General features: G+C 47.3%; 29 protein-coding genes. 19 read left to right on the forward strand and 10 right to left on the reverse strand.

Annotated features, from left to right (window positions below; all coding sequences use genetic code 11):
* Nucleotides 1-13: 13 nt before the first annotated feature.
* The 17 genes from AC1DSF_RS14515 to AC1DSF_RS14595 all read left to right on the forward strand — a co-directional run bounded on the left by AC1DSF_RS14515 (nucleotide 14) and on the right by AC1DSF_RS14595 (nucleotide 19,808).
* Complete coding sequence (locus AC1DSF_RS14515) at nucleotides 14-553, forward strand: hypothetical protein (protein WP_478182978.1); 540 nt, start codon at nucleotides 14-16, stop codon at nucleotides 551-553.
* Nucleotides 553-1,017 (forward strand): hypothetical protein, encoded by a 465-nt coding sequence (locus AC1DSF_RS14520; protein WP_478182979.1) that lies wholly within the window; start codon nucleotides 553-555, stop codon nucleotides 1,015-1,017. Before AC1DSF_RS14515 ends, AC1DSF_RS14520 begins: the two co-directional genes overlap by 1 nt.
* Complete coding sequence (locus AC1DSF_RS14525) at nucleotides 1,014-1,310, forward strand: hypothetical protein (protein WP_478182980.1); 297 nt, start codon at nucleotides 1,014-1,016, stop codon at nucleotides 1,308-1,310. The genes AC1DSF_RS14520 and AC1DSF_RS14525 overlap by 4 nt, the downstream gene beginning before the upstream one ends.
* On the forward strand, nucleotides 1,311-2,864 hold the full coding sequence (locus tag AC1DSF_RS14530; protein WP_478182981.1) for a terminase large subunit domain-containing protein: 1,554 nt from the start codon (nucleotides 1,311-1,313) through the stop codon (nucleotides 2,862-2,864).
* Between the two features lie 26 nt (nucleotides 2,865-2,890).
* Entirely contained in the window at nucleotides 2,891-5,008 is a 2,118-nt protein-coding gene (locus tag AC1DSF_RS14535) for a hypothetical protein (RefSeq protein WP_478182982.1), read from the forward strand.
* A 6-nt stretch (nucleotides 5,009-5,014) separates the two neighbouring features.
* Nucleotides 5,015-5,980: a hypothetical protein gene (locus tag AC1DSF_RS14540; protein WP_478182983.1), complete on the forward strand. Its 966-nt coding sequence runs from the start codon at nucleotides 5,015-5,017 to the stop codon at nucleotides 5,978-5,980.
* A gap of 152 nt (nucleotides 5,981-6,132) precedes the next feature.
* Nucleotides 6,133-7,467 carry a hypothetical protein gene (locus AC1DSF_RS14545; RefSeq protein ID WP_478182984.1) on the forward strand — a complete coding sequence of 445 codons (1,335 nt, stop codon included), beginning with the start codon at nucleotides 6,133-6,135 and terminating at the stop codon, nucleotides 7,465-7,467.
* Between the two features lie 77 nt (nucleotides 7,468-7,544).
* Complete coding sequence (locus AC1DSF_RS14550) at nucleotides 7,545-8,981, forward strand: tail fiber domain-containing protein (protein ID WP_478182985.1); 1,437 nt, start codon at nucleotides 7,545-7,547, stop codon at nucleotides 8,979-8,981.
* Nucleotides 8,974-9,180, forward strand: coding sequence for a hypothetical protein (locus AC1DSF_RS14555; RefSeq protein WP_478182986.1), 207 nt, complete (start codon nucleotides 8,974-8,976; stop codon nucleotides 9,178-9,180). Before AC1DSF_RS14550 ends, AC1DSF_RS14555 begins: the two co-directional genes overlap by 8 nt.
* A gap of 2 nt (nucleotides 9,181-9,182) precedes the next feature.
* Nucleotides 9,183-10,175 carry a hypothetical protein gene (locus tag AC1DSF_RS14560; protein WP_478182987.1) on the forward strand — a complete coding sequence of 331 codons (993 nt, stop codon included), beginning with the start codon at nucleotides 9,183-9,185 and terminating at the stop codon, nucleotides 10,173-10,175.
* Entirely contained in the window at nucleotides 10,175-12,736 is a 2,562-nt protein-coding gene (locus AC1DSF_RS14565) for a hypothetical protein (protein WP_478182988.1), read from the forward strand. The genes AC1DSF_RS14560 and AC1DSF_RS14565 overlap by 1 nt, the downstream gene beginning before the upstream one ends.
* The gene (locus AC1DSF_RS14570; RefSeq protein ID WP_478182989.1) at nucleotides 12,733-13,155 is read left to right on the forward strand and encodes a hypothetical protein; all 423 of its coding nucleotides are present in this window, start codon (nucleotides 12,733-12,735) and stop codon (nucleotides 13,153-13,155) included. The genes AC1DSF_RS14565 and AC1DSF_RS14570 overlap by 4 nt, the downstream gene beginning before the upstream one ends.
* 29 nt (nucleotides 13,156-13,184) lie before the next feature.
* The gene (locus tag AC1DSF_RS14575; RefSeq protein WP_478182990.1) at nucleotides 13,185-15,209 is read left to right on the forward strand and encodes a hypothetical protein; all 2,025 of its coding nucleotides are present in this window, start codon (nucleotides 13,185-13,187) and stop codon (nucleotides 15,207-15,209) included.
* Nucleotides 15,206-15,364, forward strand: coding sequence for a hypothetical protein (locus tag AC1DSF_RS14580; protein ID WP_478182991.1), 159 nt, complete (start codon nucleotides 15,206-15,208; stop codon nucleotides 15,362-15,364). The genes AC1DSF_RS14575 and AC1DSF_RS14580 overlap by 4 nt, the downstream gene beginning before the upstream one ends.
* Nucleotides 15,365-15,376: 12 nt before the next feature.
* Nucleotides 15,377-16,945: a tail fiber domain-containing protein gene (locus tag AC1DSF_RS14585; protein ID WP_478182992.1), complete on the forward strand. Its 1,569-nt coding sequence runs from the start codon at nucleotides 15,377-15,379 to the stop codon at nucleotides 16,943-16,945.
* Nucleotides 16,945-18,546, forward strand: a complete 1,602-nt coding sequence (locus AC1DSF_RS14590) for a hypothetical protein (protein WP_478182993.1) — start codon at nucleotides 16,945-16,947, stop codon at nucleotides 18,544-18,546. The genes AC1DSF_RS14585 and AC1DSF_RS14590 overlap by 1 nt, the downstream gene beginning before the upstream one ends.
* A gap of 233 nt (nucleotides 18,547-18,779) precedes the next feature.
* A complete protein-coding gene (locus AC1DSF_RS14595) occupies nucleotides 18,780-19,808 on the forward strand; it encodes a hypothetical protein (protein ID WP_478182994.1) in 1,029 nt (342 codons plus the stop codon).
* A 104-nt stretch (nucleotides 19,809-19,912) separates the two neighbouring features.
* Here the strand turns inward: AC1DSF_RS14595 and AC1DSF_RS14600 are convergent, their stop codons facing one another.
* Nucleotides 19,913-20,200: a hypothetical protein gene (locus AC1DSF_RS14600; protein WP_478182995.1), complete on the reverse strand. Its 288-nt coding sequence runs from the start codon at nucleotides 20,198-20,200 to the stop codon at nucleotides 19,913-19,915.
* 677 nt (nucleotides 20,201-20,877) lie between these two features.
* Between AC1DSF_RS14600 and AC1DSF_RS14605 the strand changes: the two genes are divergently transcribed.
* Together AC1DSF_RS14605 and AC1DSF_RS14610 are read left to right on the forward strand one after the other, a co-directional pair.
* Complete coding sequence (locus AC1DSF_RS14605; protein WP_478182996.1) at nucleotides 20,878-21,717, forward strand: hypothetical protein; 840 nt, start codon at nucleotides 20,878-20,880, stop codon at nucleotides 21,715-21,717.
* A 67-nt stretch (nucleotides 21,718-21,784) separates the two neighbouring features.
* A complete protein-coding gene (locus AC1DSF_RS14610) occupies nucleotides 21,785-22,195 on the forward strand; it encodes a hypothetical protein (protein ID WP_478182997.1) in 411 nt (136 codons plus the stop codon).
* A gap of 915 nt (nucleotides 22,196-23,110) precedes the next feature.
* Here AC1DSF_RS14610 and AC1DSF_RS14615 read toward each other — a convergent pair.
* The 9 genes from AC1DSF_RS14615 to AC1DSF_RS14655 all read right to left on the reverse strand — a co-directional run bounded on the left by AC1DSF_RS14615 (nucleotide 23,111) and on the right by AC1DSF_RS14655 (nucleotide 25,510).
* Nucleotides 23,111-23,344 carry a hypothetical protein gene (locus tag AC1DSF_RS14615; RefSeq protein ID WP_478182998.1) on the reverse strand — a complete coding sequence of 78 codons (234 nt, stop codon included), beginning with the start codon at nucleotides 23,342-23,344 and terminating at the stop codon, nucleotides 23,111-23,113.
* Entirely contained in the window at nucleotides 23,337-23,603 is a 267-nt protein-coding gene (locus AC1DSF_RS14620) for a hypothetical protein (protein WP_478182999.1), read from the reverse strand. Before AC1DSF_RS14620 ends, AC1DSF_RS14615 begins: the two co-directional genes overlap by 8 nt.
* Nucleotides 23,604-23,610: 7 nt before the next feature.
* Nucleotides 23,611-23,904, reverse strand: a complete 294-nt coding sequence (locus AC1DSF_RS14625; protein ID WP_478183000.1) for a hypothetical protein — start codon at nucleotides 23,902-23,904, stop codon at nucleotides 23,611-23,613.
* A gap of 5 nt (nucleotides 23,905-23,909) precedes the next feature.
* Nucleotides 23,910-24,128, reverse strand: a complete 219-nt coding sequence (locus AC1DSF_RS14630) for a hypothetical protein (protein WP_478183001.1) — start codon at nucleotides 24,126-24,128, stop codon at nucleotides 23,910-23,912.
* A gap of 129 nt (nucleotides 24,129-24,257) precedes the next feature.
* On the reverse strand, nucleotides 24,258-24,464 hold the full coding sequence (locus AC1DSF_RS14635; RefSeq protein ID WP_478183002.1) for a hypothetical protein: 207 nt from the start codon (nucleotides 24,462-24,464) through the stop codon (nucleotides 24,258-24,260).
* On the reverse strand, nucleotides 24,461-24,775 hold the full coding sequence (locus AC1DSF_RS14640) for a hypothetical protein (RefSeq protein ID WP_478183003.1): 315 nt from the start codon (nucleotides 24,773-24,775) through the stop codon (nucleotides 24,461-24,463). Before AC1DSF_RS14640 ends, AC1DSF_RS14635 begins: the two co-directional genes overlap by 4 nt.
* Complete coding sequence (locus AC1DSF_RS14645; RefSeq protein ID WP_478183004.1) at nucleotides 24,772-24,969, reverse strand: hypothetical protein; 198 nt, start codon at nucleotides 24,967-24,969, stop codon at nucleotides 24,772-24,774. Before AC1DSF_RS14645 ends, AC1DSF_RS14640 begins: the two co-directional genes overlap by 4 nt.
* Nucleotides 24,966-25,208 carry a hypothetical protein gene (locus AC1DSF_RS14650; RefSeq protein ID WP_478183005.1) on the reverse strand — a complete coding sequence of 81 codons (243 nt, stop codon included), beginning with the start codon at nucleotides 25,206-25,208 and terminating at the stop codon, nucleotides 24,966-24,968. The genes AC1DSF_RS14645 and AC1DSF_RS14650 overlap by 4 nt, the downstream gene beginning before the upstream one ends.
* Nucleotides 25,205-25,510: a hypothetical protein gene (locus AC1DSF_RS14655; protein WP_478183006.1), complete on the reverse strand. Its 306-nt coding sequence runs from the start codon at nucleotides 25,508-25,510 to the stop codon at nucleotides 25,205-25,207. Before AC1DSF_RS14655 ends, AC1DSF_RS14650 begins: the two co-directional genes overlap by 4 nt.
* Nucleotides 25,511-25,558: the final 48 nt, after the last annotated feature.

The following is a 25,558-nucleotide window of genomic DNA, read 5'->3' on the forward strand; positions in this document are numbered from 1 at the left end:
GATAAGTAGTTTGATGAAAGAAACTACACCATCAGACCCACCAAAGAACAAGCGCCCACGCCGGATCAAACGGGAGGTCATTCCTCAAGGAACCAAGACCTACTATCAGGCCGCCAACTCCCCTGTTCTTCCAATTGAAGATTTCTATCCTGGGTGTGTTTGTGCACTTAGTCAGTTGTTGCCCGAAGATGTCGATATCGAGAAGGTAAAGACCGCTGCCCGTTTAGGCATGCATTCAGGACAGATAGCAGCGTATGTAGGCATGGATCGTCGAGCATTGATGACCCATTTCCGGAAGACCATTGCGCAGATCAAAGCAGAGAACGCCGTGAAGCTGCTTGGCTTTGCACAAGAAGCAGCAGAAGACCCAGACGCAGCAAAGAAGCATGACTTTCGTTATGTGTCGATGCTGCTTGAACGGCAAGACCCAGCACCCAAAGAAGAATCGACAACGGTCTTCTTAGCTCCATTGCCAAGAGAGATCCTTGACATGCCATTCACCGACATGACAAGCGAACTAAAGGCACTTAGGCACAACAAGGAATCAGACTAATGTTTTTATCGGTAGCAAACGACATCGAAGGAAAGCTTCATGTCTACATCAACAAAGGAAACAAACTCTACGCAACTGAAGCATTGCACTTCAACGCAGTAGGAACTTACATACAAGTAGTCATGGAATCAATCATGACTTGGTCCGACCCGCTCCAAGAAACAGCTTGGTTCGAAGTGACCAAGGACAGTCCTTACACACCTGCAACAGCAAGGAAGTCAGTCGGCTTCACAGACGACCATAAAGAAGTGCTCGTATTGGAGTATGACGACAAGGGACGATCAAGAAAGAAGCATGTCATAGAACAAGGCAGCAGAGGAATTATAAGCACCACATTCATGCTGACAGTGGTAAGACTGTTTCTCGATAACCTACAAGCCACATTAGATGCACAAGCAGGAATTGAGTATCCGGACCACAGCTTTGCTGCCAAATACAGAAGAGAAAAGGAATTAACAAAATGATTGAAGTAATTATTGTCGCAGTCGTTGTCTGCGGGTCAGCACTGGCAGGACTTGTGCTCACTTTAAAGCATATCGAAAAGTTCAAGAAGGAACGCCAAGAATGGCAAGACGCGCTGCATAACAGCCTACTTTCAAAAGTGGATGAACGGCTTGCCGAGCAAGCAGACTATCGCAAGGACTTGGAAGCTGTAAACACAAATCAGATAAGACTTGCCAAAGAACTCGAACTGCTTAAGACATCACAACAGTTGCGCACCTCGATGGGCAGCAGATTGGTAGGAACACAAGGCTAAGTGGATACGGCCTTAGAAGAAAGAAAAGAACAACTCAAGCGAGCGGCCTGGACCCACGGAAATTTAGATTACCTTGTAAGACCATATCAAGAAGAAATATGGTCTATCTTGACCGTATTTGTAGGCCTCGAAGACATACACATAAAGGAGAAGGCAACTTCTACGGCCGTCGCGTTAGCCCGACAGAAGAAGAGCATTACTTTGAACATTGCCCGACGATTTGGCAAATCGTCGGTGTCGCTATTGATGCTTATCATTTTATGCATTCGCAATCCGGAACATACATATCTCTTTGTTGCGCCAACTGATGAGCAGGCAACGGAGATTATCAGTAGTGTCTTACCTAAGCTCCTAATGGATTGCCCAACGCATCTCAGGCCGGACATCAGTAAGAACTCTATTCGGTTCAACAACGGTTCACGAATCAGGATCGGCAGCACATGGAACGGCGCTGATGCAATTCGAGGCGGGTCTGCTAATGGGATTGTTATCGACGAGGCTGCACACATACCGCAGCACAATCCAACAAGCTGTTTAAGCTATGTCTTAGGTTCCGTGCTGAGGCCAATGCTTTCAGATACTGATGGGTTCACCATCATTGCCAGCACGCCGCCACGCAGTCTTCAACATGATCTTGTTCACATTATTCGAAATGCAGATAAGGAAGGAACACTCATCACGCGTGATGTCTATGCGAATAAAGGCTTTACGCCTGAAAGAATAGCAAGGGAAAAAGAAGAGTCATACAACATCGATCCATCAGGTTCAGCATGGAAGCGCGAATACCTTGTATTGCTTGTCCCTGACGCCAACGATTTAGTCATTCCAGAGGATGTCACAGACGGCATCGAGCTGATCCGCGTTCACAACGATGATTTTGAAGGCTTTGAGCATTTAGATAGATACATTTCCTTCGATCACGGAACAAAGGACTTGAATGTAATTTTGTTTGCGTTCCACGACTATGCAAATGCACGCACTGTCATACAGCGAGAGCTTGTAATCAAAGGAAGTGCAAGCACCACAACAGATGTGATTGCGAAGGAAATAGCTCGCGTCAAGAAAGAGCTATGGGGTCACTTACCCGTATTCCGCAGCATCTGTGACGCTATCAGTAAGCAGCTTATTGTGGACTTGAATGCTCACGAAGCAATCAAGAAAGCCGGAATCGTCTTCCTCAATCCACAGAAGACAGATTTAGAAGCAATGGTTAATCAACTAATCATTTCTATGTCGCATCAACGCTTTGTCATAGACGATGGCTGCGACTTGCTTCTTGAAACCTTGCGCACTGGTACATGGAAGACAAGCGATTCAACAGGCAAACGCGAGTTTGCACGCTTAGGCGCAATCGGACACTGCGATGCACTGGCATGTTTAGTTTATTTGCAGCGCGCATTGAACAAGTCAAACAACCCATTTGCGGGTAAGAAGATCATCGATGTTCAGAATGTGATGATTACACCAAGAGACTTGGAACCACAAACACAAGGCATTGGCGTGCTTTCAAAAGCACTTAGCGGACCGAATAGAAAGGGGTTTCACACTAAATAATGGGACTTATGGGATGAATAATTATAATGGCTAATGACAAACAATATTGGGCAACACTTCCAGCGAAAGAAGCAGTAAGCGAATGCCAGATTCGTAGAAAAGACTTCTACAAACACATAAACGACAAGGGCTACATCTGGATATGGAGTCTTGTAAACGACTTCTATCACAGTGCTACCGCAAGAAGCGCCCTCTCCTATTCTGCTGGTGAATGGAATGAGCTTCAAGATGTCCGCATCAACAACTTCCGCAATCTGATTCAACACAAGGTTGGAATTGTCGTCAACCAGCGTCCAACATGGGAGCCGATGGCTTCAAACAGTGATCCCGAAACGCTTAGCCAAACAGTCTTAGCCAAGTCCATCCTCAGTTACTACACAGAAATCCAAGCTTACGACAAGAAAGTAGAACGGGCGGCAAATTCCGCTTCTAAGTTCGGTGAAGGCTTCATTGTTCAAACATGGGACGCAACGGTAGGCAAACTAACAAACAAATTACCAAGTCAAGATGAAGCTGGCAATGACATTGTCACGAACATCTTTGAAGGCGACTTAGATTGTCGTGTTCATGAGCCCATTGATGTTATCCGCGATTGCACCATCACAGAACATGATCAAAACCATTGGTTCATTGTTCGCCAGCTAAAGAACAAATGGGACTTAGCTGCAAAGAATCCAGAACTGTATGACGAAATAATTGCTTGCAGTGTCGAACGGGTTGAGAACGAACACTACATCAAATACAGCGGAGACGACACAAGCAAAGACTTGGTGTATGTCTATACGCTGTATCACAAGAAGACTGCTGCACTGCCCGAAGGGCGTGTCATCAGCTACATCAATGAGGATGTGATTTTAAGTGCTGATCCGATGTCCTATAAGGACTTCCCTGTTCACCGCATGATCGATGTAGCTATCCCAAACACAAACTTTAGCTACACAGATGCATATGACATGCTCCAGCTTGCAGACTTGCTCGACGGCTTGTGGTCAACAGTCATTTCCAATCAGCGTGCGTTCGGTATACAGAACATCATCATACCTATTGGATCGAACATAAGCGAAAGTGAAATTGGCGGGGCACTTAACCTTATCCAATATGACAACATCACAGGTGGAAAGCCTGAGCCCTTAGAACTGCTTAAGACCCCACCAGAAATCTTCCAGACAATCGATATGCTCAGCAACCTGCTGAACTCTATTGCTGGCGTAAACAGCACGGCACAAGGCAATCCACCGACTGGCGTTACTTCTGGTGTTGCACTATCGATGTTGCAATCCTTGAATGTCCAATACAGCCAAGGTCTCCAATCAAGCTTCGTCAACATTATGTCCAGCGTTGGAACTGCGCTTATCAACTTAATGAAGCAGAACGCAACAACAGATCGCATCGTAGAAGTTGCAGGTAAGGCAAAGGCCTCCTTAGCAAAGACATTCACTGGTGATGACCTAAAGAGCATCGTTCGTGTCATTGCTCGTCCGGGCAACCCAATGATGCAAACAGTTCAAGGCCGCTACAGCATCGCTGACATGATTGCGCAGAAAGGACTTGTCAAAGACCCGTCCATGTTGCTCACTGTGCTTGAAACGGGTTCGCTTGATGCTCTGACTGAAGGACAGGAAATGTCCAACATAAACATTAAGGCTGAGAACGAAATGATGCGTGACGGAAAGGCAGTGAGCGTTCGTCCAATGGACGATCATGTAGCCCACCTACGCGAACACGCAAACATCACCTCTGATGTCCACATGCGGACCGCAGCGCCGGATAGTCCAGAGGGCAAGATTTTCCAGATCGTGTTCGAGCATGAGAAGGAACACATTGCCATGCTCGGCAATCCAGCCTTCGCACCATTGCTCATTGCATTGGGGCAGCAACCCCTACAGCTTGCGCCAGGACAGATCGGCTACTCAGCCCCTCTACCAGGAGCACAGGGCGCAACACCTCCAGCTGGTGGCCCTGTCAATGTAAATGTAGGTAGTCCGCAAGGCCCAGCACCGGGCGCAGCAAACCCGCCTCCAGCAAACCAAACATCGCAAGCAATTGGACAACCCGGCATGCCAAAGCCGCCAACAGGAACGCCAACGGGACAAATCCCGCAGCAGTTGATCGATATGGCAAACAAACAACCAAGACAAGGATAAAAAGAAATGTCAGATTTAAACGAAGCAGGTGATTCATTCGAAAACAACGGAGCTATTGAAGACGGCGCCGACAACGGAATGGAACAAATGACAGACGCAGAGAAAGAAGAACTCTTTGAACTGATCGAAGGCAAGAACTCCGATGGAACTCCTATAAAGAAGCAGTTCAAGAAAGATGAACTCCTAAAGCTTGCACAGAAAGGCTTTGGCGCAGACAGGGAATTTCAAGAAGCAAAAGCCACTAAGAAGCAAATGCAAGACTTGATGCGCAACTTGCAAGACCCTGAAGCATGGCTTGAACTGTCAAGAAGGCTTGGACACGACCCAGACAAGTTTGCAGAAGAACGCATGGCGCAGAAGCTTCTACAAGCAATGAAGTCTCCAGAAGAAATAGAGATAGAAGCCCTTCGCAAGGAAAGCGAACAATGGAAGGAATTCCAGAAGAAGCAAAAGGCTGAACAAGACGAAGCAACAGCACTGGAAGCCTTTGAACGCTTACAGAAGGGCTTGTATAGCACCATCGAAGAAGTGCTAAACAGCGGCGGAATTCCGAAGACAACCGACACTGTTGCCGAAGTAGCTCGCTACATCCAAATCCAAAAGAATGCTGCGGAACGCCGCAACGAGCCATTCACCTTGGATCAAGTAAAGGCACCCAACATCATTGCACACATGAGAAAGCAGCATGAAACAAGATTATCAAGTCTGTTTGATGAGTTGGACGAAGACGGTGTGTTAGCGATGTTGCCTGAGAAGCTACAGAAGAAGATTGGTGCAGCACTCACCAAGAAGCTTTCTGGAGGAAAGGTTGTTGACATCAACACCATCGAACGCAAGCCGAGGCAATCGTCAAATCCATTAGAACTACCCGAAAGGAAGTCCTCAAACATTGACGCCAAGAAGGCAAGAGCACTTGCAGAAGCAAAGGTTGCAAAGTCTCAAGCTGAATGGGATCGCATACATGGACGCTAATTAAGGCCAGAAACTGGCGTCGAAGGTAAATAGAAGCGCAAGGATTAAGTTTCTTGCGCAGACAATCTAAAAGTAGCGTCAAGAGACGCTTGCCACCCCGATTAGGCGAATACCAAAGCGGGACGCTTGCCACCTCCTCAGTGAAGTTGATTGTGTCTGATTCGGACATGGTGTCCTTTTTTGCACAAGCCAATTCAATAGGAGAATTTATGGCAACGACAAGCACCCAAGATCTCGATGGTATCTATAAAACAACCTTCGCCCCAGAAATCGAAAGCTTAGTTCCAGCATGCGCTGTTCTATACGACACAATTCCATTTGCTAAGAAAGAACTTGCAAACGGTAGCTATTTCATTCAACCAGTTGTTCTGTCACAAGAACAGGGTTGGACATATTACGCTTCAGATGCCTCAGCACCAGCATTGTCTGGCTCTGTAAGCATGGCAACAAAGCCAGCCCAAGTTATGGGCGCAAACATGGCAGGCCAATCGCAACTGACAGTTGAAGCAGCAGAACGAGCACGCACAAAAGGTCCGAGCGCATTCGACGATGTCATCGGCCTACAAATGCGCAACATGAAGGAATCAGGCGTTAAGCGTCTTGAAATCAACTTCTTGTATGGTCAAACTTCCCTCGCTGTTGCACATACATCTGCGAATGTAAGCACAACATCCACAGCCATCACTATCAAGTTATCTGAATGGGCTGCAGGTTTCTGGTCTGGAATGAAGAACGCTAAGTTCGACCTTTACCAGTCTGGTGTATATGGCTCACAAACAAAGATCAACGCAAACGCTGCATTGGTTGTTTCTACAGTCAATACAGCTACTCGCGTTGTCACAGTAACAGGTAATGCAACAGACATCGGTGCTGTTGATACCTACATTGCTGCGCACAACGACACAGCAGAACTGTATTTCGCAGGCGCATACGGCGTTGAAGCTGCTGGCTTGAAGAGACAACTAACAAACCAAGCTTCATTGTTCAACATCGACGCTTCTGTTTATGACTTGTGGCTCGGCAACACTTATAGCGTTGTTTCGCCTTATATATTCAGCTTCGCACAAATGAACAAGGCAATTACAGCCGCTGTAAACCGTGGGCTTGATGAAGACATCGATGTATTGGTTTCGCCCGATGCATGGACAAACTTGATGACTGACCAAGCTGCATTGCGTATGTATACACAAGGTGGTGGCACATTTGAAAACGGAGCTAACAAGCTATCGTTTGCTGGACAAAGCGGCAAGATCACAATTCGCCCACACATCTTTGTTAAGCAAGGTGATGCATTCATCGTCCCACTTGGCAATGTTAAGCGTATTGGCGCAACTGATTTAACCTTCAACATCCCTGGAACAGACGGTGGAAAGGTGTTCATTCAATTGCAGTCCACAATGGCATTCGAATATCGTTGCTATTCGCACCAGACAATCTTCTTCGACACACCAGCGAAGGGTGTTTATGTAAACACAATCGTTAACTAAGAAGAACACTCATAAAAGAGTGACTGAACAAGGGAGGCTTCGGTCTCCCTTTTTTTATAACATAAGGATAAGAAAGGATGGCAACAAACAGAACAATGAACGGGGGTGTGTATGAAATCCCTGATCAAGGCGACACATTCATTTGGGGTCAGCCGCTAAGTGATTGGGTAGGGGCAACAAGCAACGGCACACTACAGAAAACAGGTGGCTCATTCACGTTAGGCGCAGAGACGGACTTCGGACCGAACTTCGGCATTAAGGCTTCCTACTTCTCAGGTAGAGCAACGCCAGCAGACGCAGGACTCTTTCGTCTTGCTCACTCAGACACGATCCAGTTCCGCAACGCTGCGAACACTGGCAACAATTCTTTAAGCATGGTTGGCGATGTGCTGACCTACAGCGGCTCGATCACTGCAACCTCGTTCACGGGCTCAGGAGCAGGCCTTACGGGCCTTACAAAGGCTTCTGTTGGCTTGGGCAGTGTGGACAACACCAGCGACGCAAGTAAGCCGATCAGCAGCGCACAAGCGGCTGTAAACGCGAACCCGGCCTACGGTGCAACCATCTCTGCGAATGTTGAAAACCGTGCACAAGCATGGGCAAACACGAGACAAGCCAACTTAGGTTATCAGCCTTGCGCTAACTTGCGCGCAGACATGATTTATTGGGGTTGGACAGGTTCTGCGCTGGACTTGCAAATCAATGGAACCTACTTCGGCGCAATATTGCCGACGAATATTTCTGGCCGTGCAGGAGTTGCTACCAGTGCAGACAACGCAAATGCTGTAGGTGGATTTGCAAACTGGGCGTATCAAGACGACGCGACCAACGGGCCTTATCTCCTTTACACCAACGGGTCGAACACTCGCACAGCATTAACAAAACCCGGCAACCTAAATGTTAACTCCGCAGTTACAGCGAGTTTTGCAAGCAGTTCCGGTTCATGTTCTGGTAACGCAGCTACTGCATCAACTGCCAGCAATTCAAATGCTTTAGGTGGTCAAGGTGTTGGATACTTTATAAACAACGGCGGAACTTCCGTAGTCAATATCCGCAACAACAGCTATATCCAGCTTATCGCTGGAATTAGTGGTTTTGGAGATGTTTGGTGGGGTGTGAATGTATCCGATGAAAGACTTAAGCAGAACATTGCACCTACGAAAGAAGACTCACTAAGCAAGATCAAAGCAATTGACTTTGTGGAGTATCAGTTCAAGCGCCTTGAAGGCGAAATGCAGATCGATGATGGCCGCACACACAAAAACGGCCTTATCGCACAACAGATTGAAAAGATTGATCCGCATTGGGTTGCAGAACACGGCACATACAAGCAACCAGATCAGTATGCACTGCAAATGGATTCAATGCATGCAATCAAACAGTTGGATGCCATTGTCGAAAAGCTAACAGCACTGATCGAGACACAAGCCAACTACATCGTAGCGATTGAAGATCGTCTAAGCGCCTTAGAAGCAAAAGAACATAAATATGACATTGGAGGAAGACATGAGTAAAGACAAACAAATCTTAGAAAAGCTACTGGAACACTTAATCAACTGCGCAGAAGACGGCGAAGCAGACGAAGTAGACAAGTGGGACGCCAAGAAATCAGAAGATGACAAGGGCGATGAACCATTAGACGACAGTGACGATGAAGGCGATGAAGACTCCAAGAAGATGAAACGATTCTTGGCTTCAATGAACAAGGACTAAACATGCTCAACAAAACAGTAGATCAATTGATCTCTGATGTTGTAGCAATGATAAATGTCCCTATCTCACAAGGAACTTATAGCACTCAGCAAATCGCAGATTACTTAGATCAGGAAATGCGTAGCGCGGTGGTTCCCTTAGTCAAGAGTTGCAGAGAAGAATATTTCGTAATCACAACATCATTAGCAGTTGATCGCACAACAAGTAGATTAGCCATTCCTTCACAAGCTGCTGGATTCAGCTTGCGAGATATCTACTTCTACGACCAGAACGGAAACTTCGTTAGCAAGGTCAACAGAATAAATCCAGACGAAATCCCCTACATGGGCAATTATGGAATTGGTGTAGGTGTGGGCCTGTTTGGCATCCCAACATACTATGTTGAGAACAATGAGATTGTCTTCTACCCTGCCCTTACGCAGGCTTATACCTGCAAGATGCGCTACTTCAAAGCGCCTAACCATTTGAATCCATATGAAGCATGCACTTCACAAGTGCTCGCCAAGCTTGGATCAAATCAATTGCAGATGGGTGACTTGCCAACTGGAGATGCAGCCGTCGCAGATTGGGTCACCAACTACGCAACAACAACACTCGATGTAATCACACAAAACGCACCGTTTAATTTTCGACCGTCGGTAACAACAGGCTTACCGCTAATCAATCAGTCTATACAAGCACCACCAAGCTACAATGTTTTGACAGTTACCACTGATTGCTTTAACAGCGTTCAAGTAGGCGACTATATCTGCACAAACGACACTTGCGGTTTTGTGCAATTTCTCCCATTTGAAGCGTATCAGCTAATCAAGCTTCGCGCTGCAATGTATATCTTGAATGCTCAGGGTGACTTGCAGACTATGGGAGTGATGGGGCAGCTATACAACGCTGCGGCAGACGATTTTACCAAGTTGATCACTCCAAAGGTGGACAACATGCCGAGGAAGATTCGTCCTGGCAAGCTGCTTGGTCGCTCAAGTAGAGGTCGCTGGTAATGGCTGGGCAAAGAAAAGACGCCGCTATCGGTGCGAAGACAAATCCACAGCTACCAGAGCAGCTAATCACCGAATTAAAGGGCTTATACACCTACCCTAACCAATTCGGCAACGGGCCTGCTGGTGCGCTTGCAGCAGTGCAAAACGCAGCACTGGTTGAGCCGGGCATTATCGATTGCCGCAGAGGCAAGTATGTCTATGCATCCAGCTTCACAGCAGCAGTTCAAGGACTGACATTTGACACGATCAATGCCAAGACTGTTCTGCATGCATCAAACGACAAAATCTATGTTGACAATGGCACAGGCACATTCACCGCACTGACAGGCTCTTATACCGTCCCCGATGTCACAGATGTAGAAAGCCGTGTTCGCTCGCTTAATGTGAGCAACAACCTATATCTGACAACGGGTAGCGGCGTCTACAAGCTACAGAGCAGCGCATCTACACCTATTCAAGCTGGTGCACCTGCTGGCCTCGGTGGAAGCGGCGTGACAACTGGCGCTTCTGGCTTCATGACGAACAGTGTCAATGTTGCCTATCGGATTGTTTGGCTCTATATCGACCTCAACAACAATCTTGTTCAAGGTGCGCCGTCAGATCGTATCGTCGTAACCAACAGCAGCGGCACAACAGCGAATGTGAGCCTAACCTTTCTCGTGCCAACCACGGTTGATACGACTTGGACATACAGAATCTATCGAAGCAATCAATCTGCGTCTGTCGCCACAGAACCAGATGATCAGATGCAGCTTGTTTACTCCGGCTCTCCAACTTCGGGACAGATTACTGCACGAACAATCACCATCACGGACAGCCAGCCTGACACCTTGCGCGGCGAAACGCTATACACCACTGTTCAAGGTATCCAGAACTCCAACTATCAACCGCCCTTCTCCCATGACTTAGCTTTGTTCAAGGGAAGTATGTTCTACGCGAACTGCTCGCTTAAGCAAATCTTCTTCATGACGCTGATTTCAGGTGCGTTGTTAGTAAACGGTGACACCATCAGTTTTTATCGTGGCGCAACCCTGTTATTCACTATCACAGGTGGCGCAGCAGAAAACACAGCAACAGGAACCTTTCTTGTAGCAACCGGCGGAAGCCCAACACAGAACATTACCTTAACTGCACAAAGCATTGTCAAGGTTATCAATCTATACGCATCAAACACGGTCTTTGACGCGAACTACAGTTCTGGATACAGCGAAGCACCAGGCAAGATGCAGATCACAGCACGCACATTCAACACTACGGCATTTAGCGTAGTTTGCTCGCGTTCGGGCAATGTGTTTTCTCCGATCCTGCCTACTGCTGGCGTCACGAACCAAAACACTTCTTCATCTAACAACAATCCACACTACCTTTACTTTAGCAAGTATTTGCAGCCTGAAGCTGTGCCGTTGGCAAACACTCTTGCAGTTGGGTCAAGTGCATATCCGATTGTCCGCACTATTTCATTGCGCGATTCATTGATGGTCTTCAAGACTGACGGTGTTTATCGGGTTACAGGAACTGCTACGAGCAACTTCTCTATTGTTCCCGTAGATGTGCAGTTGCGTATCTCAGCAGTTAACTCTGCGCAGGCACTGAACAACAGCGTCTATGTAATGACCGAGCAAGGCATGGTATCCATTCAAGATAACGGTGCTGTGCAAGTGTTGTCGTTGCCAATTCAGCGGGACTTGCTTTCATTGACTACTGCCAACTATCCCGGCTTTAAGGGCGCGAGTTGGGGTCTGTCTTATCCATCAGATCAGTGCTACTACTTCTATACCGTAAGTTCCACCTCCGACGCGCAAGCAACCATCGCCTATGTTTATAACTACATCACTGGAAACTGGTCTGTAGACACAAAGGGTTTTACAGCAGGCTATATCAATCCGATTGACGGCAAGTTTTACGGTTCACAGTATCAACCAAGCGGCACAAAAGTCTATGTTGAACGCAAGACACTTTCAGACTTCGATTATGCAGATGAAGAGTACCCAGTAACTATCACTGCTTCATCTGGTGCAAGTGTCACTTTAGCAAGCGTGGCAAATGTGGCTGTTGGAATGACATTAGGACAAGCAAGTAGCTTCGCCTATATCACAGCAGTAGATACGGGAACAAAAGTTATCACCGTAGCCGATCCTGCGTCGTGGGCAACCGGAGCAGCAACGGTTTACACACCGATTGATGTGGAATTCACATTGAATCCAATTGATGCAGGAGACCCGACAAGCATTAAACACTTCTCCGAGATATCAATGGTCACGCTTGCATCCACTTTATCCAACATACAAGTTAGCTTCACTAATGATCGTCAGGCAACAGAAACATTGATGCCCATTGTTATCCAGCCTTCCGGTGGCCCATATGGCGTTGGCGCTTATGGAACTGGTGCATTTGGCGGCGCAGCTTCACCGGGCTACCTAAGAACGCGCATGTTTGTGCCAGGTAGTGTGCAGAAGTCGAATTGGATAACTATGAAGTTCCAAATTTCACAGTCATTCAAAAGAGTTCGCTTTTCCGTGCTGTCAGTCACATTCAGAAAGATTGGAGTCAGACAACGATGAAACTATCGGCAGACTTCTCAGTTACGGAAGAAAACTTTCCTAAAGAAAGCAGCTGGATAGGCAGTTTACTTCAACCGCTCTCGAATGCACTTTCACAGCTATTGCTTGCCCTTCGTGGAAACCTAAGCATAGGCGATAACCTAATCGGCGTGGTATCCAGTTATAAGCTGACAACAAGCGCCACTTATACATCAGGAACATTCACGCCAATTCGCGTTTACTGGACACCGGGCAATCAAAACTTACCCAAGACCGTGTTTGTTGGACAAGTAGTGGTTCCATCGACACAAGCCGCACCACTGACTGCCATTACGGCAACAAATTGGTTCTATGACATAGGAAGCCAGGCGGTTGTTATCAACTATGTTGCTGGATTGGCAAATAGCAGCACCTATACGATCACATTCGAATGCAAATGAAATAAATATGGCGAAAAGGATTTAAAACGATGGCGTATGTCCCAATACAAGAAAAACAGTTAGAAGACTTAACCACAAATGGCGGTGGAACTGTCACCACGACGCAAGGCGGCACAGCAACAGGCGGCAACGGAAATGCTTCAAACCTGACTCAGCTAACAGCAGCACCAGGCACAGCACCGAGTCAGTTTGTCAACTTCCAAGATTTAGTGGATGCAAACAACCAAGCCACAACAGACTACTCTAAAAATGTAGGGAATCTGATCGGCTTAGGCGATACCACTAACACGCTAAACAAAGACACCACTAACGCACAAAACAGCGTCAATTCCGGCTATACAGATGTCGGAGACGATGTTGTAAACCGTGTGCTGTCAAACCCCAACGACACAGCGTTTGATGGCTACAGCACATTGAAGTCTATCCTTAGCGGTGGCGGATATACGGGCCCTGCTGATGCCAGCACCTTATACGCAGGTTCGCAACAGGCATTAAGCGACCTAACCGACAAGTCCAGCACGCTTAATGATCCGTCAAGCTTAACTTCGCTTCTACTTCAACATCCAAATCAAGGCACAACAACAGGTGGTGCTTCACTTGACGCTGCCTTATTGAATGCAACCAAAGGCTCCCAAGATCAAATTGCTGATGTGCAGAAGCAGGTAGGAGATTTGCAGAGCAAATACAACACTGACCTTTCACAAACACAGCAATCCATAACTGATAAGCAAAATCAAGCGGTTGCCCGTAAGAGCGCAATCCTTGGACAAGCAGAAGGTGCTTTAGGTGGCATCCGCAGTCAAGCAGACAGCACATTGCAACAGCAGCAAGCACAAGAGCAGCAGAAGATTGATCAAATCACGAATGCGGCTAAGTCGGGTGACTTTGGAACGCTTTCAGCATTGATTCCCGGCTTGAATGGTTCACAGCTTGCAGATGTCATGAGACAAGTTCGTGGTGCACCAACTGACTACAGCAACTATCTATCTGTTCAAGGTCCTGACCTGACACAAGGCAACTTCGTCTCTGATGCAGATCGAGCACGCTATGAAGGCATCAAGAACACATTTGGACTGTCAGATGCAGGCCTTGCAGCAGCAGGCCGCGGTGGAGCCGTCACAAACTTCGATGCAGGCGGCGCAATGTCTGCACTCAACTCACGCCTCACTTCGCAGCGCAATGCAGATGCAGCGGCAGCAGCACAGGCAGCAGCCGAACAAGCTGCACGAGATGCAGCAGCCCAACAAGCCGCAGCACAAGCGGCACAGACAGCAGCAGGTTCGAAGTTTGTGTGGCCGGTGGGCACAGTCTTGCCAGCCACCACCTACTACCCAGCTGGAGGTGCCACAGCAGGCGGAACAGGTGGAGCGGGATCTACAGCAGTTGGATCGACAACGACACCGGGTATGGCCTCAGCAATCGGCAATGTTGCATCCGCAGTGACTGGTATTCCGGGTTTAAGCCAAGTTGCGCAGAGCCTTGCTTCTCAATCCAACAGTGTGGCAAATGCGAACGCAGCAGCGAACGCAGCAGCATTGGATGCAACGATGGATGCGGCAGCAGCGCCAGACGCTACATCAGCCTCGGTAGGTGCAGCGGCAGCAGCAGCGGCAGCAGCAAACGGCGACTCAGGAGCAGCAGCCGGTGTAGCGAGCGCGGACGGCAGTCCAGGCGGCGGCGGATCAGAGGGCTCTGGAGACGGCGGCGGTGGTGGAGGTGGCGGCGGAAAGATCATCTGCACTGCCATGAACGATCTCTATGGCTTGCCTTACCGCGAAAACAAAGTTTGGATCAAGTATGCAACGACGCATTTAAAGCCAGAACACCAAAAGGGCTATCACAAGGTCTTCTTGCCGCTCGTTGATTACGGCTTTAAGAAAGGTGACGGCTGGAGCAACAAGCTTGTTCGCAATGCACTTATCTATATCGGCAAGCATCGCACCATCGATATTGAAGCTGAATTGAACGGCACATATCGTCGTCCAGTTCACAAGTTCCTGCGCTCTGTGATCGAACCAACATTAGCCCTAATCGGCAAGTGGAGTAAAAAATGAACCCATTACAGAATCCAGTCATCTTGCAGAAGCTTCAAGCATACGCAACAGCGTTAGGCTTCACACCACAAGAATTGCAAACATTGAGCAAAGACCCACGCCTTGTAGAGCTTGCATTGAAAGCATTTGCATGGGATCAGTTGCACACAAAATAAAAGAGGTAAAAGATGGCAGACGACGCAGGAAGCGTATACGACAACTATACAACATCGGATAATTTCGATTACAACCCATACGACCCGGGAAGCATCAGTAACTACACAGCTTCTGGTGATCCCGTTCCTTCTGGTGACTCAAGCACATGGTCCCAAGTAGGAAACACAATCAAAGATGCTGCCGGTAAGATCATCGGAACACTTACCAGCGGACAAACACTCAGAGATTTCATCGCAGCATATGCAGCGAACAGAAACACAGCGGCTGCGACAGATCAACAGAATTCGCTCCAACAATCTGCCGTGAACAACTTGCAGGCATTGGCTGACAGCTTACGCAGCTATGGCAGTCCTGACTTGCTCCAGTATGTTAGCTCCGTAGCAAAAGCAGTTCAGCTTGGACAAGTAGACCCAGCTAAAGCACTTGCAACAGTTCAACAAAACACACAGCTACAAGGCATTAAGGTTCCGCAGCAGTTTACTGATGCAGTCAATTCAACGCTGAATCAGCTTGATACGGTTTCCAAGAACGGCTACACAGCAATTGAGCGTGCAGCTATCCAGAAGGCCTTAGATCAAGCACTTACACAGTCTCGTGGTGACATAGGTGAGCTAAGAACTGAAGCACAAGAGCGCGGCCAATACGGTACTGGCAATCAGCTTGTTTCCAGCCAGATGGCAGCACAAGCAGCAGCTAACACGGCAGCGCAAAACGGGTTGGATATCGAATCACAAGGATTGCAGCGTGCATTGCAAGCCTTGCAGGCTAAGGGCCAGTTAGGCTTAACTGCTGGACAACAAAGCTTCGATCAGCAAAAGACCGTTGCAAGTGCTCAAGACGTCATCAACGCACAAAACGCACAGCTACAGCAGCAAGCCAATGAACAGAATGCACAGAGATTGCAGCAAGCTAATCTTACCAACAAGGCCAATGAATACCATGTGCAGGATCAGAACCTTACTCAAAGCAACCTACAGCAATCTAACCAAGTCAGCGCAGCACAACAGCAATACGCAGATTGGCAGAAGCAACAAGAAGACGCTGCACTTGCTGATGAGATTGCAGCAAGAAACGCTGCCTCTATGTGGGGTAAGACTTACGATGTTCAGACAGCGGCAAAGAATGCACAGAATTCACAGTTGAACACTGCCCTAAATGCACCAACAACAAATGGTGGAACAGATTGGGGCAAGATTATTGGTGCTGGTGCATCCTTGCTTGGTAACGGTGGAGGCAGTTCGATTCTTGGTGGAATCGGAAGTGCTATTGGCAGCTTGTTCTCAGACGAAAAGGTTAAGAACAACAAGAAGGAACTAAGTGATGAAGACTTAGATGCTTTGTTTGATCAGCTTGCTCCGATGTCATTCAACTACAAGAAGTCTGTGCAGAAGCTTGGTGCCCCAAGCGGACCAATGGCGGGCATTATGGCTCAAGACATGGAACGCGATCCAATTGGAGCAACCATTGTTATCGACAGTCCAGATGGCAAACAGCTTGATCCACAAAAGGCGTTATCACTTGCACTTGCTGCATTGACATCGCAAAACGGAAGAATCAAGAACTTAGAGGGAAGACAATAATGGATGATGTAAACACACTTCCTGAAGTGACCGTAAATGGCACTCAGGACAAGACCGACTACCTAACACCTGCTCTTATGAAGGTGTTTGCTACCTACGGCAAAGACACCAACTCTCCAGAAGTTCAAGCAGAAGTCACAAGTGCTGCACAGAGATTGCGTGACACCAACCCTGATGCTGACGACAAGACTCTTGCATCAAACCTTTCCGCTAACCTTCCAACTGTCATAAGCAGCGTGTCACAGACACCAAAGGTTTCTTCTGGAATGGATGAACAAGCGCAATTGCAAGCACTCGCAGACCAGCGCAAGAAGGACACCCAAACTGCTTACAACAGGGAATATACAGCGCCAATAGCTTGGGGACCTAATCAAGCTGCAAATGCTGACTACATGAAGTCGCAGAACGACTTAGCTTTCTTGCCAAGCACACAAATGGCTGCTGGAATGAAGGACATCAATCAGTTCTACACCAACCAGCAAGCAAAGGGAAATGCCACAAAGGCAATCGAGGAAGGTGCGCAAGCAGGCATCAAGACCATCGGTGATAGGCAGCAACTTGCTCAAACACAGAACTTACTTGACCCTACTTCCGATCAGAACAAAGCCCTACGAACTGCACTCACTCAGCAGCTACAGCAGATGGGAGCACCAGCAGCTTCAATCGGGTTGATGGCTTCCATGAATGCACCACAGATGACAATGTTCTCTAAGGCATTCACTTCAACTGAAAAAGAACGCACAGACATTAACTTAGTTGTTCAAAAGGCACTAACTGAAAAGAGTGCACAAGCTGCAAACTACGGTTCCGCAAATGCATCCAATGCTGCTGCTGGTGCTTCGAATGCACAGGCAGGCAAGCTAAAGGCTGAAACACAAGGTGTTTTGTCTGAAAACAAGATCAAAGCTATTGACGCAGAGATTGCAGACAAGAGCACGCAAGGATATCGCACAGGCGCACCCGGTGCACCAAGCACAAGCCTTGAATCTGCACCAGCGGCAGTGTTTCAGAAGTACAGTCCCAAAGGCGTTCAAGATGCCTACGGCGCAAACACTGGATTGCTCAACGGCCTAACTGCTGGTTCTTCACAGCGACAAGACTTACAGAACCAAATCTATCAAACCCTACAGCTTGTCAACCAAGGCTATAGCGGCCCGGCAGCAAAGGCAATGGAACTTATCAGCCCTCGTCTGCAGATGATTAGCAAGGGACTGGCGAACTTGGAAGCACAACAGCAGTTGGGACAAAGTACAGCGGCGGGATCGTTAGCAGCATCAGCAGCTTCGCCAGACATCACGAAGAACGCAGATACATTGCGTTCCTACCTCGCTAACACTTTGTCTGTCCTTCAACGGCAAGACTCAGTAAACAAGTCCTTAGAGCAAGCAAGACAGACAAGTGGCTTAGGAACATTTGATGTAGGCAGAGAAGCAGCAAACACAAAGAGCTTCTATCTTCCTAACCAGCCAAACATTCCAGATGCGCTTCGTGGAAAGATTGTCACGCTCTCCCCTGCTGAAATGGCATCAGACAAATACAACACGATTCAAAAGATGGGTGGCATCCCGATTGTTTCGTATCACGGAGACAAGAAGCAATGATTGGAATCTCAGACGACGAATGGAATGCGATGACGCAAGCAGGCGCAGGCCGTGGCTCTGCGGTCAATGCAGCTACGGACCCGCGCTTGCTGGCCCCTACAACCCCCACAGCAGCCCCTACAAGCGGCGCAGCGCCCTCGATGCTGGCAAGTGGAGTGCGAGGTGCTATCCAAGGCGTTACAGCGGGGTTTGGGGACGAGGCAGCAGGCGCTGGAGCAGCTGCCGGAAATGCGTTGAACAAGGTTGGCCTGTTGCCCGCTGTCGCAGCAGCCGTGCCAGGTATCGGCCAAGCCATCAGCGCACTCGCATTGCTCGCTGGGTCCAAGGGCAAGAATGAAAGCTTCTCTGACACCTACGCTCGTGTTCGTGACAGCGAGCGCGCAGCCAATCAAGCTGCCAGCGACACCAATCCAGTCTCCTACACCAGTTCACAAGTCATCGGCACACTTGTTCCTACCTTGCTCACAGACGGCGTTGCGCCAACTGTGGCTGGCCTTGCGAAGACTGGTGCACTGATCGGAGCAGGCAACTCGGATGCCAACACAATCGGTGGTGTAGCCAAGGACGCAGCACTGAATGCAGCAACGAATGTTGTTGGTGGTAAGGCGTTGCAGCTTGGAGGCGTAGCAGCACAGAAGGGATTGAACGCAGCTTCAAAGCGCGCATTGGATACTTCGCTCTACGCATCAGAAGAGCCATTCGCCAACGGATATCCAAGCGTCATCAAAGGCGCATTCAAGGGCGTTAAAGACTTAGCAAACCCATTTAAGGATGGCTGGAGCAAGGCAGCAGCAGCTACGGCAGCAACACCAGCACTCATTGCAAATCCGTTACTCGCAGCAGTGCCAGTTGGCTTAGCAGCGTTGAAAGGTGCAGGAGAACCAATGCTTCAGAAAGCAGCCTTAGCAGATGTAGCTAAAGGCGGAACTGGAATGATTGGGGATAAGTTGGCTGCATCATCACTTGCCTCCGGTGCTGGCTCAGCAGGACAAGCAGTAGCAGCAAACATCGGAACAAGTGAACCCGGCAAAGAAGCAGGCAACAGTGTTCTTGAATGGGTAAAGAATACGCTTGGCTTAGATACGCCCGCTGGTCAGCAAAACTTACCCCAAAGCTTTAGGGACAAGATGGCTGCTGATGCAACGGAAGTTCAGAATGGCAACAAAGACGGGAAGCCAGTTCCAGAAGTGCCAAATGTGATTAAACAAGATGGCCACACATTCATCGTTACTCCGAGTGGTGCCAAGGTCCAAATAGATTGACCTTCTCGCAAAGCTCATCAAGCTTTATCGCAGCAAGGCCAATCCAAATCATTGCTACATACGAGGCATAGATGCCTATGATGATCCACAAAACTACGGTCATATCATTCTACTTTCTTAAAGTAAGGTGGCAATGAAGCCAACCACTGATCAATCCATTGCATGTTTGGAAACTCAAATGCAGATGCAATCCTCTTTCTCACACACTTCCTAACACGCGGAACTAAGGCTTTCTTGTTCACTATCTCTGTGTACTCATAGTTCGTAGCAAGTGCACGGCCTTGAAACCCAAAGCTTGTAGAACACAGCACATCGTATTCCGCATCTGTTATCGCACCAAACTCAATCACCAGTTTCTTCTGCTCGTAAATCTTCTTGTTGTTGATGTCCATTACATCGCCCTTATCTCAGCATCGCTGTAGCCGAATCCTCTAATCACCGCTTCAAGTCTGGCAACGCGGTCTGCCACCAGCCGCCTACCACTCTCATTACGCCCTTTGCCAGCGGATATCTTGGCCTTCGTCTCTTCGCTGTGCTTCGCTGTTCCCTTCTCCCGACGCCTCTCCCAACCTTCCTTCGATAGCTCTGATCGACTCTTCTTTTGATCACTCATATAGATGTAACTCCTAATTTACGCTCTCTGTCAGCTTAGGACAACCGGATGTTGTCACAAACTTAGTTCGTTATTTAGTTGATCTGCATGAGAACGAGGGTCAAACAGAGCCAACCTTTCTTTAAGCAAGAAGGCCACGCCTAAGTGAGTTCCCGCTAACTAACTTCACCTAAGTCGTTGTCAGACGTAGGAATGCGTAAAAGATAGGCAAAAGAAACGCGAACCCCCAAAACGCACAAAACACTATCTTTCTAAAACTATTTGCATTGGCGACGATTTAAAGCGCCTTTTAAGCGGTTCACGAATTTGCGCACTTCAGACCTTTCTTCTACATTTACTCCACTGACTCGCAACAACAAACAAACGCGAAGCAGCAATAGCAGCAAACAGCTTTCTTAAGGAAATGGGTTCTTTAAGTAGAAGCACTGCTGCGCCCAAAGTAAATGGAGTCTTCAAATGGAAAACACAGTCGACGGTATCAATGATCTTGTGAACGAGTTGAATGCAGAGGTAGAAAAGCGGAAGCAAGCATTGAAGGATGGGGATAGCAAGAGCATCCACTTCGATCAACTCACAACCCTGCGTGAACAAGCCGTCCGCTACCACAATGAGGTAGATGTAGAGTTTGCAGGTCGAACCCGCCTTCTCTCCCTCGTCAGCGTTGTGTATGCACAGTATCACGACTTGGAGGACAACTTCAAGTCCGATCGCATGGTGTATAGCAAATGCAAGGAAGCGATTGAGGTCCAAGGGAACAAAGTCAAATCCAACACCAGCGACCCCATCCTGCTTATGCGCTACAGCTTCCCGGGCTTCTCCGACAAGCAGATCAGCGTCTTCGCCGCCTCCCTCACACAAGCACTAAAGGATAAGGTAAAGCCAGAAGCCTTCATTGTGTATGTGACAACAAACGGTGGCTTCGATGGTGTGCGACGAATGGGCGTCAAAGCAAAGCAAAAAGCAAACAACACACTGATTGGGGCAGTGGATGGCACGCAAGAGATTTACAAGTTCGAAAGCATTGACTCTCTTGACCCAGGCACAATCAGTTGGAAAGCCGATGAGCGGTTTCGCATTGTTGTATTGACACGCAATGATGATGACAGCGCAGAACTCCGTGATCCTATGTTCAACGACTTGGTCACATACAGTGCAATCGATACAGTTGTTAGTGACGAAACGAGAATCGAACAAGCCGTAGCAAAAGAGAAAGCTAAAGAAGCAGCTAAAGCAAAGTCACAACTGAATGCGATGTTTAAGAAAATAGACAAGAAAAAGCTCAAGGCAACAGCTTGAGCAACCAATTGCCCTATGTGACAGGTAGGGCACACAATAAAGTTTACAAAAGCAGAGGTATATATAAATGAAGAAGTGGATTAAACAAAACAAAACATTCTTAGGACTAATGGCTGTGTCCCTTCTCCTTTTAGTTCCTGAACTAACCATTAGCCCTTGGTTTGCTATTCCGAAATGGATTGTGTGGGCAATTGCAATCCTTGCTTCAAACAACGGATTTGTTTACAAGGTCTTTATCAAGAAGCACATCGGCGCATTCTACTTAAAGCGATCACTGACAAAGGAAGATTACTTTATGAGCGTGCTTGATGGAACAGCAATAAAGACAAATAGAGAATTGATATTCTCAATTTTGAACAACCAAGTCATTGCAAAGGAAACAAAGACACAATTGACTTTTGATGAATGGCGCACAGCAATGGCACAGGCATATAAGGCTGAAGTGCAAAATAGTTGCTTCAAAGAGGATCTACCGTAAAGAAGTATGAAAGGCAAATTAAATACTGCTTAAACGGTGGAGAGAAGGAGAGATTGAATGGAAATACGAGGAAGCAACGAACAAAAATAATGCGCCTCCTTCCAATTTTTAGTTATATAGCCAAATTCTCACCATAAATCGCCAAAAGGGTTGACAAAACCCGCATTTCGATACCAAGAAACGCCAATTTCAATAAGAATCTCGTAATTTGTTTACCCCACATAAACCACGGCCAATGCAAGTCGTTGATTTTGAATGTGATTTACCGTCCACGAAATGAATGCACATTTTTTGCACGAAAGATAAACCAAACCGTCAAGAAACCAATGATTGACCACCTTAAGCAGTAAAGGTCAACCAATCTATTTCACTGTAGAGAAATCTATAGAGATAATCACAGTGAAGAGAGACAAAGATTTAAAGACCTTAAACAGAACAAAGGTCTACCATCAAGATGTAACAAAATTGGAAGGAGCTACGACAGTCTTGCTAAGTCACAGTGTTATATAAACATGACCGTAACTTAAGAGGAAGGAGCTACGACTGAGGCTTAAAACAGGGCAGCTACAAAATACCTCGATATTTGAGCCTTTTAAGCTGCAAACACCATCTCTCGCTACTCTGCCCTTCCCCCAGCAGCTACGACAGCGTATACGCGCGTTTTGAGGTGTTTAAACAGCCTTGCTGCCGTTGTCTCTTTGCGCTGCTCTTGCTGCATTCTCTGCGAGACGCTTGAGTAATGATTGCTTGAAGGTTGACATGATGTTGACTCCTTATTTGTATGTAAGACATTGTGTTATGTCTTGACTGGAGCCACAAGCGGTTTTGTTGACAATTAGTGAAGGCGGACATTTGACCTTCGTTGACACATTTGTCTCTTACCATCAGGAGGACCTGCACATGTGTCATATGCAGTTAAATGGAATCCCTTGAATGTAAGTAGTGATCGAGCGTGGACATCATAAGATCGAGTAGTGGGCTACCATCAGATGGCTGCGAGAGGCGAGAGAAATATTCCGCGTTGAATTCATCAACTGTCCATCCTGCTTCTTCCACAGTTTGCCTGGCGTTTTCGCAATGCTGTAGTCGTTCCAAGACAGTTTCAAAGGTCTGCTTGCGTAGTGCTTTTAAGGTATCTTCTTCACTCATTGCTGTTGCTGCCTCGTGTTTGCATTGTCTCTTGATATTCTTTATGAGTCCATCCGTGCTGCTCTAACACATAGTTGAATCCTCTCGGAACTATCTCTTTGCATGTAGGGTAGATTCCTGTTTCATACTGTGCTTGACTTGTTATGTGATCGATCATTTCAATTGCTGCATTGCGTTTAGCGTGGTGTAACTTCAAAGCAGCTCTAACCTCTTCGTATGTTGAACGCTTGAGTCTGCGAAAGGTATCATCTTCATTCATTGGCTTGCTATTCCTTAACTCTGTAGTCTTGCGCTTCGCGAGCGGCGTATTGCTTTGCTTCGTCCTGAATCATTGAATTCAAAGCTACTCTGCTATGAACAGGACAGTTCAAAGAAGGGAACCCACGCACATCGCAAGTGCACAATGCGGCGTCTATGTGAGCCGATTCGCGATAATCTCTTGCTACGGCTTGCGGTAACTGTTCTTGTTCATACTGCTTACGGGTGATCAGTTCTTGCTCTTTCTCTAAAAGTGCTTTCCATTCTGCCCGCGTCTTTCTTTCTTCATTGTTATTGTTCATTGTCTTTAATCCTTATAGATTTCGATCAGCTCAAGGTTAGTGATATCTACTTCATCCCCGAGCCTCAGATGAGTAAGATACTCAGGTTCGTTATCAAGCACAGCACGGCCGTTGTCGTAAAGCTTTACCCACATCCGTTCTGCCATACAACCGTATTTGGTTGGCGGATCGATAGTGAATCTAAACTTCGCCAATACGAACTTCTCTTCATTGTTATTGTTCATTGTCTTTAATCCTTATATATGCAATACGCTTTAATCCTAAGTAGCGTATCTGCTTGTTTGTTAGCTTCTCCGGCTTATCCTTGTGATACCAAATGACTGTGTGCGGTAGAAAGGTTTGAAGCCAGCGTTTCATTGTTCTTGCTCCTTGCGTGCGAGCCACTCTTTGAAAGTTTCGTATGGCCACAGATGTGTGTTCTCAGGTCGTGTAAATTGAGGACTAATCCAATAGCAGGTGTCAGGCTTGATCGGATGTTGAACCCATAAACCACCCTTCTCTAACTTACCAGCCAACTTCTCAAAGGCATATTCTTCCTGCAACTTGGTTAAGTCACTCATTGTTCTTGCTCCTTTCTCGCTTTCCATTCGCTAAATGTCTCATAGCGTGTCGAGATATCTATTGGCTTCTTCTTGCGTCGAAATAGTCTCGCGATCAAAGATGGATTTTTCTTGTTCTCTATGTCAATACGGCGCGTTATGTCATCGATCAAAAAGTCCCAATAGCTGCCTTTCTCATCAAGGTCGCGCATGATGCGGATGTAGCGGCTATGGCAGTGCAAGGCATATTCATTTAATTCCGGATTGACAAACAACTTCCGCCTGCCGCCCATAAGCATCATGTAGGTTTCATCTTCGGTTAGGTTGTTCATTGTTCTTGCTCCTTTCTCGCTTTCCATTCGGCCAAGGTTAGTTCGCGAGTTCTGTGCCACGGACTGCGATGGAGTTCGTAGTGGTCGGCGATGCCCATAGACCGCCAGTCAAAACCGTATTGAGCAAATACCTCAACCGGCAGTTCGCCTTTCAACTTAGCGATGAGGTAATCTTGTTCTGTTAGGTTGGTCATTGTTTCGCCTCCACCTTAACTGGCGCATCAGCGAAGCTTGTGTGCACAGCTTTCCAGCCAATGTAACCCGCTAAGCCAAATGGCCCCACGCTCGAAACAATCATGCAAAGTCCGATTAGTGCAGTTATGCCACCTACTCGTAAAGCGTCTAATCCAGATTGAATCGCAAACAATCCGGCCGCAACGAGTGCTGCCGCCAGCATCACCGACGCCGCCGCCACCACAAGAAAGATAATCATTGTTTCGCCTCCACCTTGGCTTTAAGTTCTTCGACTTCTTCGGAGGTTATGCTGCCTTCCTTAAACAGCCTTGACAAGATTTCAGCTTTACGCTTGTCGGATTCACTTTGTTTTGATTGCTGAATAATTTGCTCTACATAAGCAGCTAACACCCATTTGAATTCTTCCGTGATTAGCATATCGCTTGGTTCGAGAATTACTTCGATGTCACGGTTGGTGTTAGATGTTGTTCTTACAAACCTGCATTCGGTTATATATGGAACAAACTTCCCGTCTACCAATTTGGCTTTTAATTCGATCATTGTTTTGTTCCCTTAACTATTGATTCAAGCACCAGCTTCACTGAAACT

The organism is Variovorax sp. 01N429, from assembly GCF_056399425.1.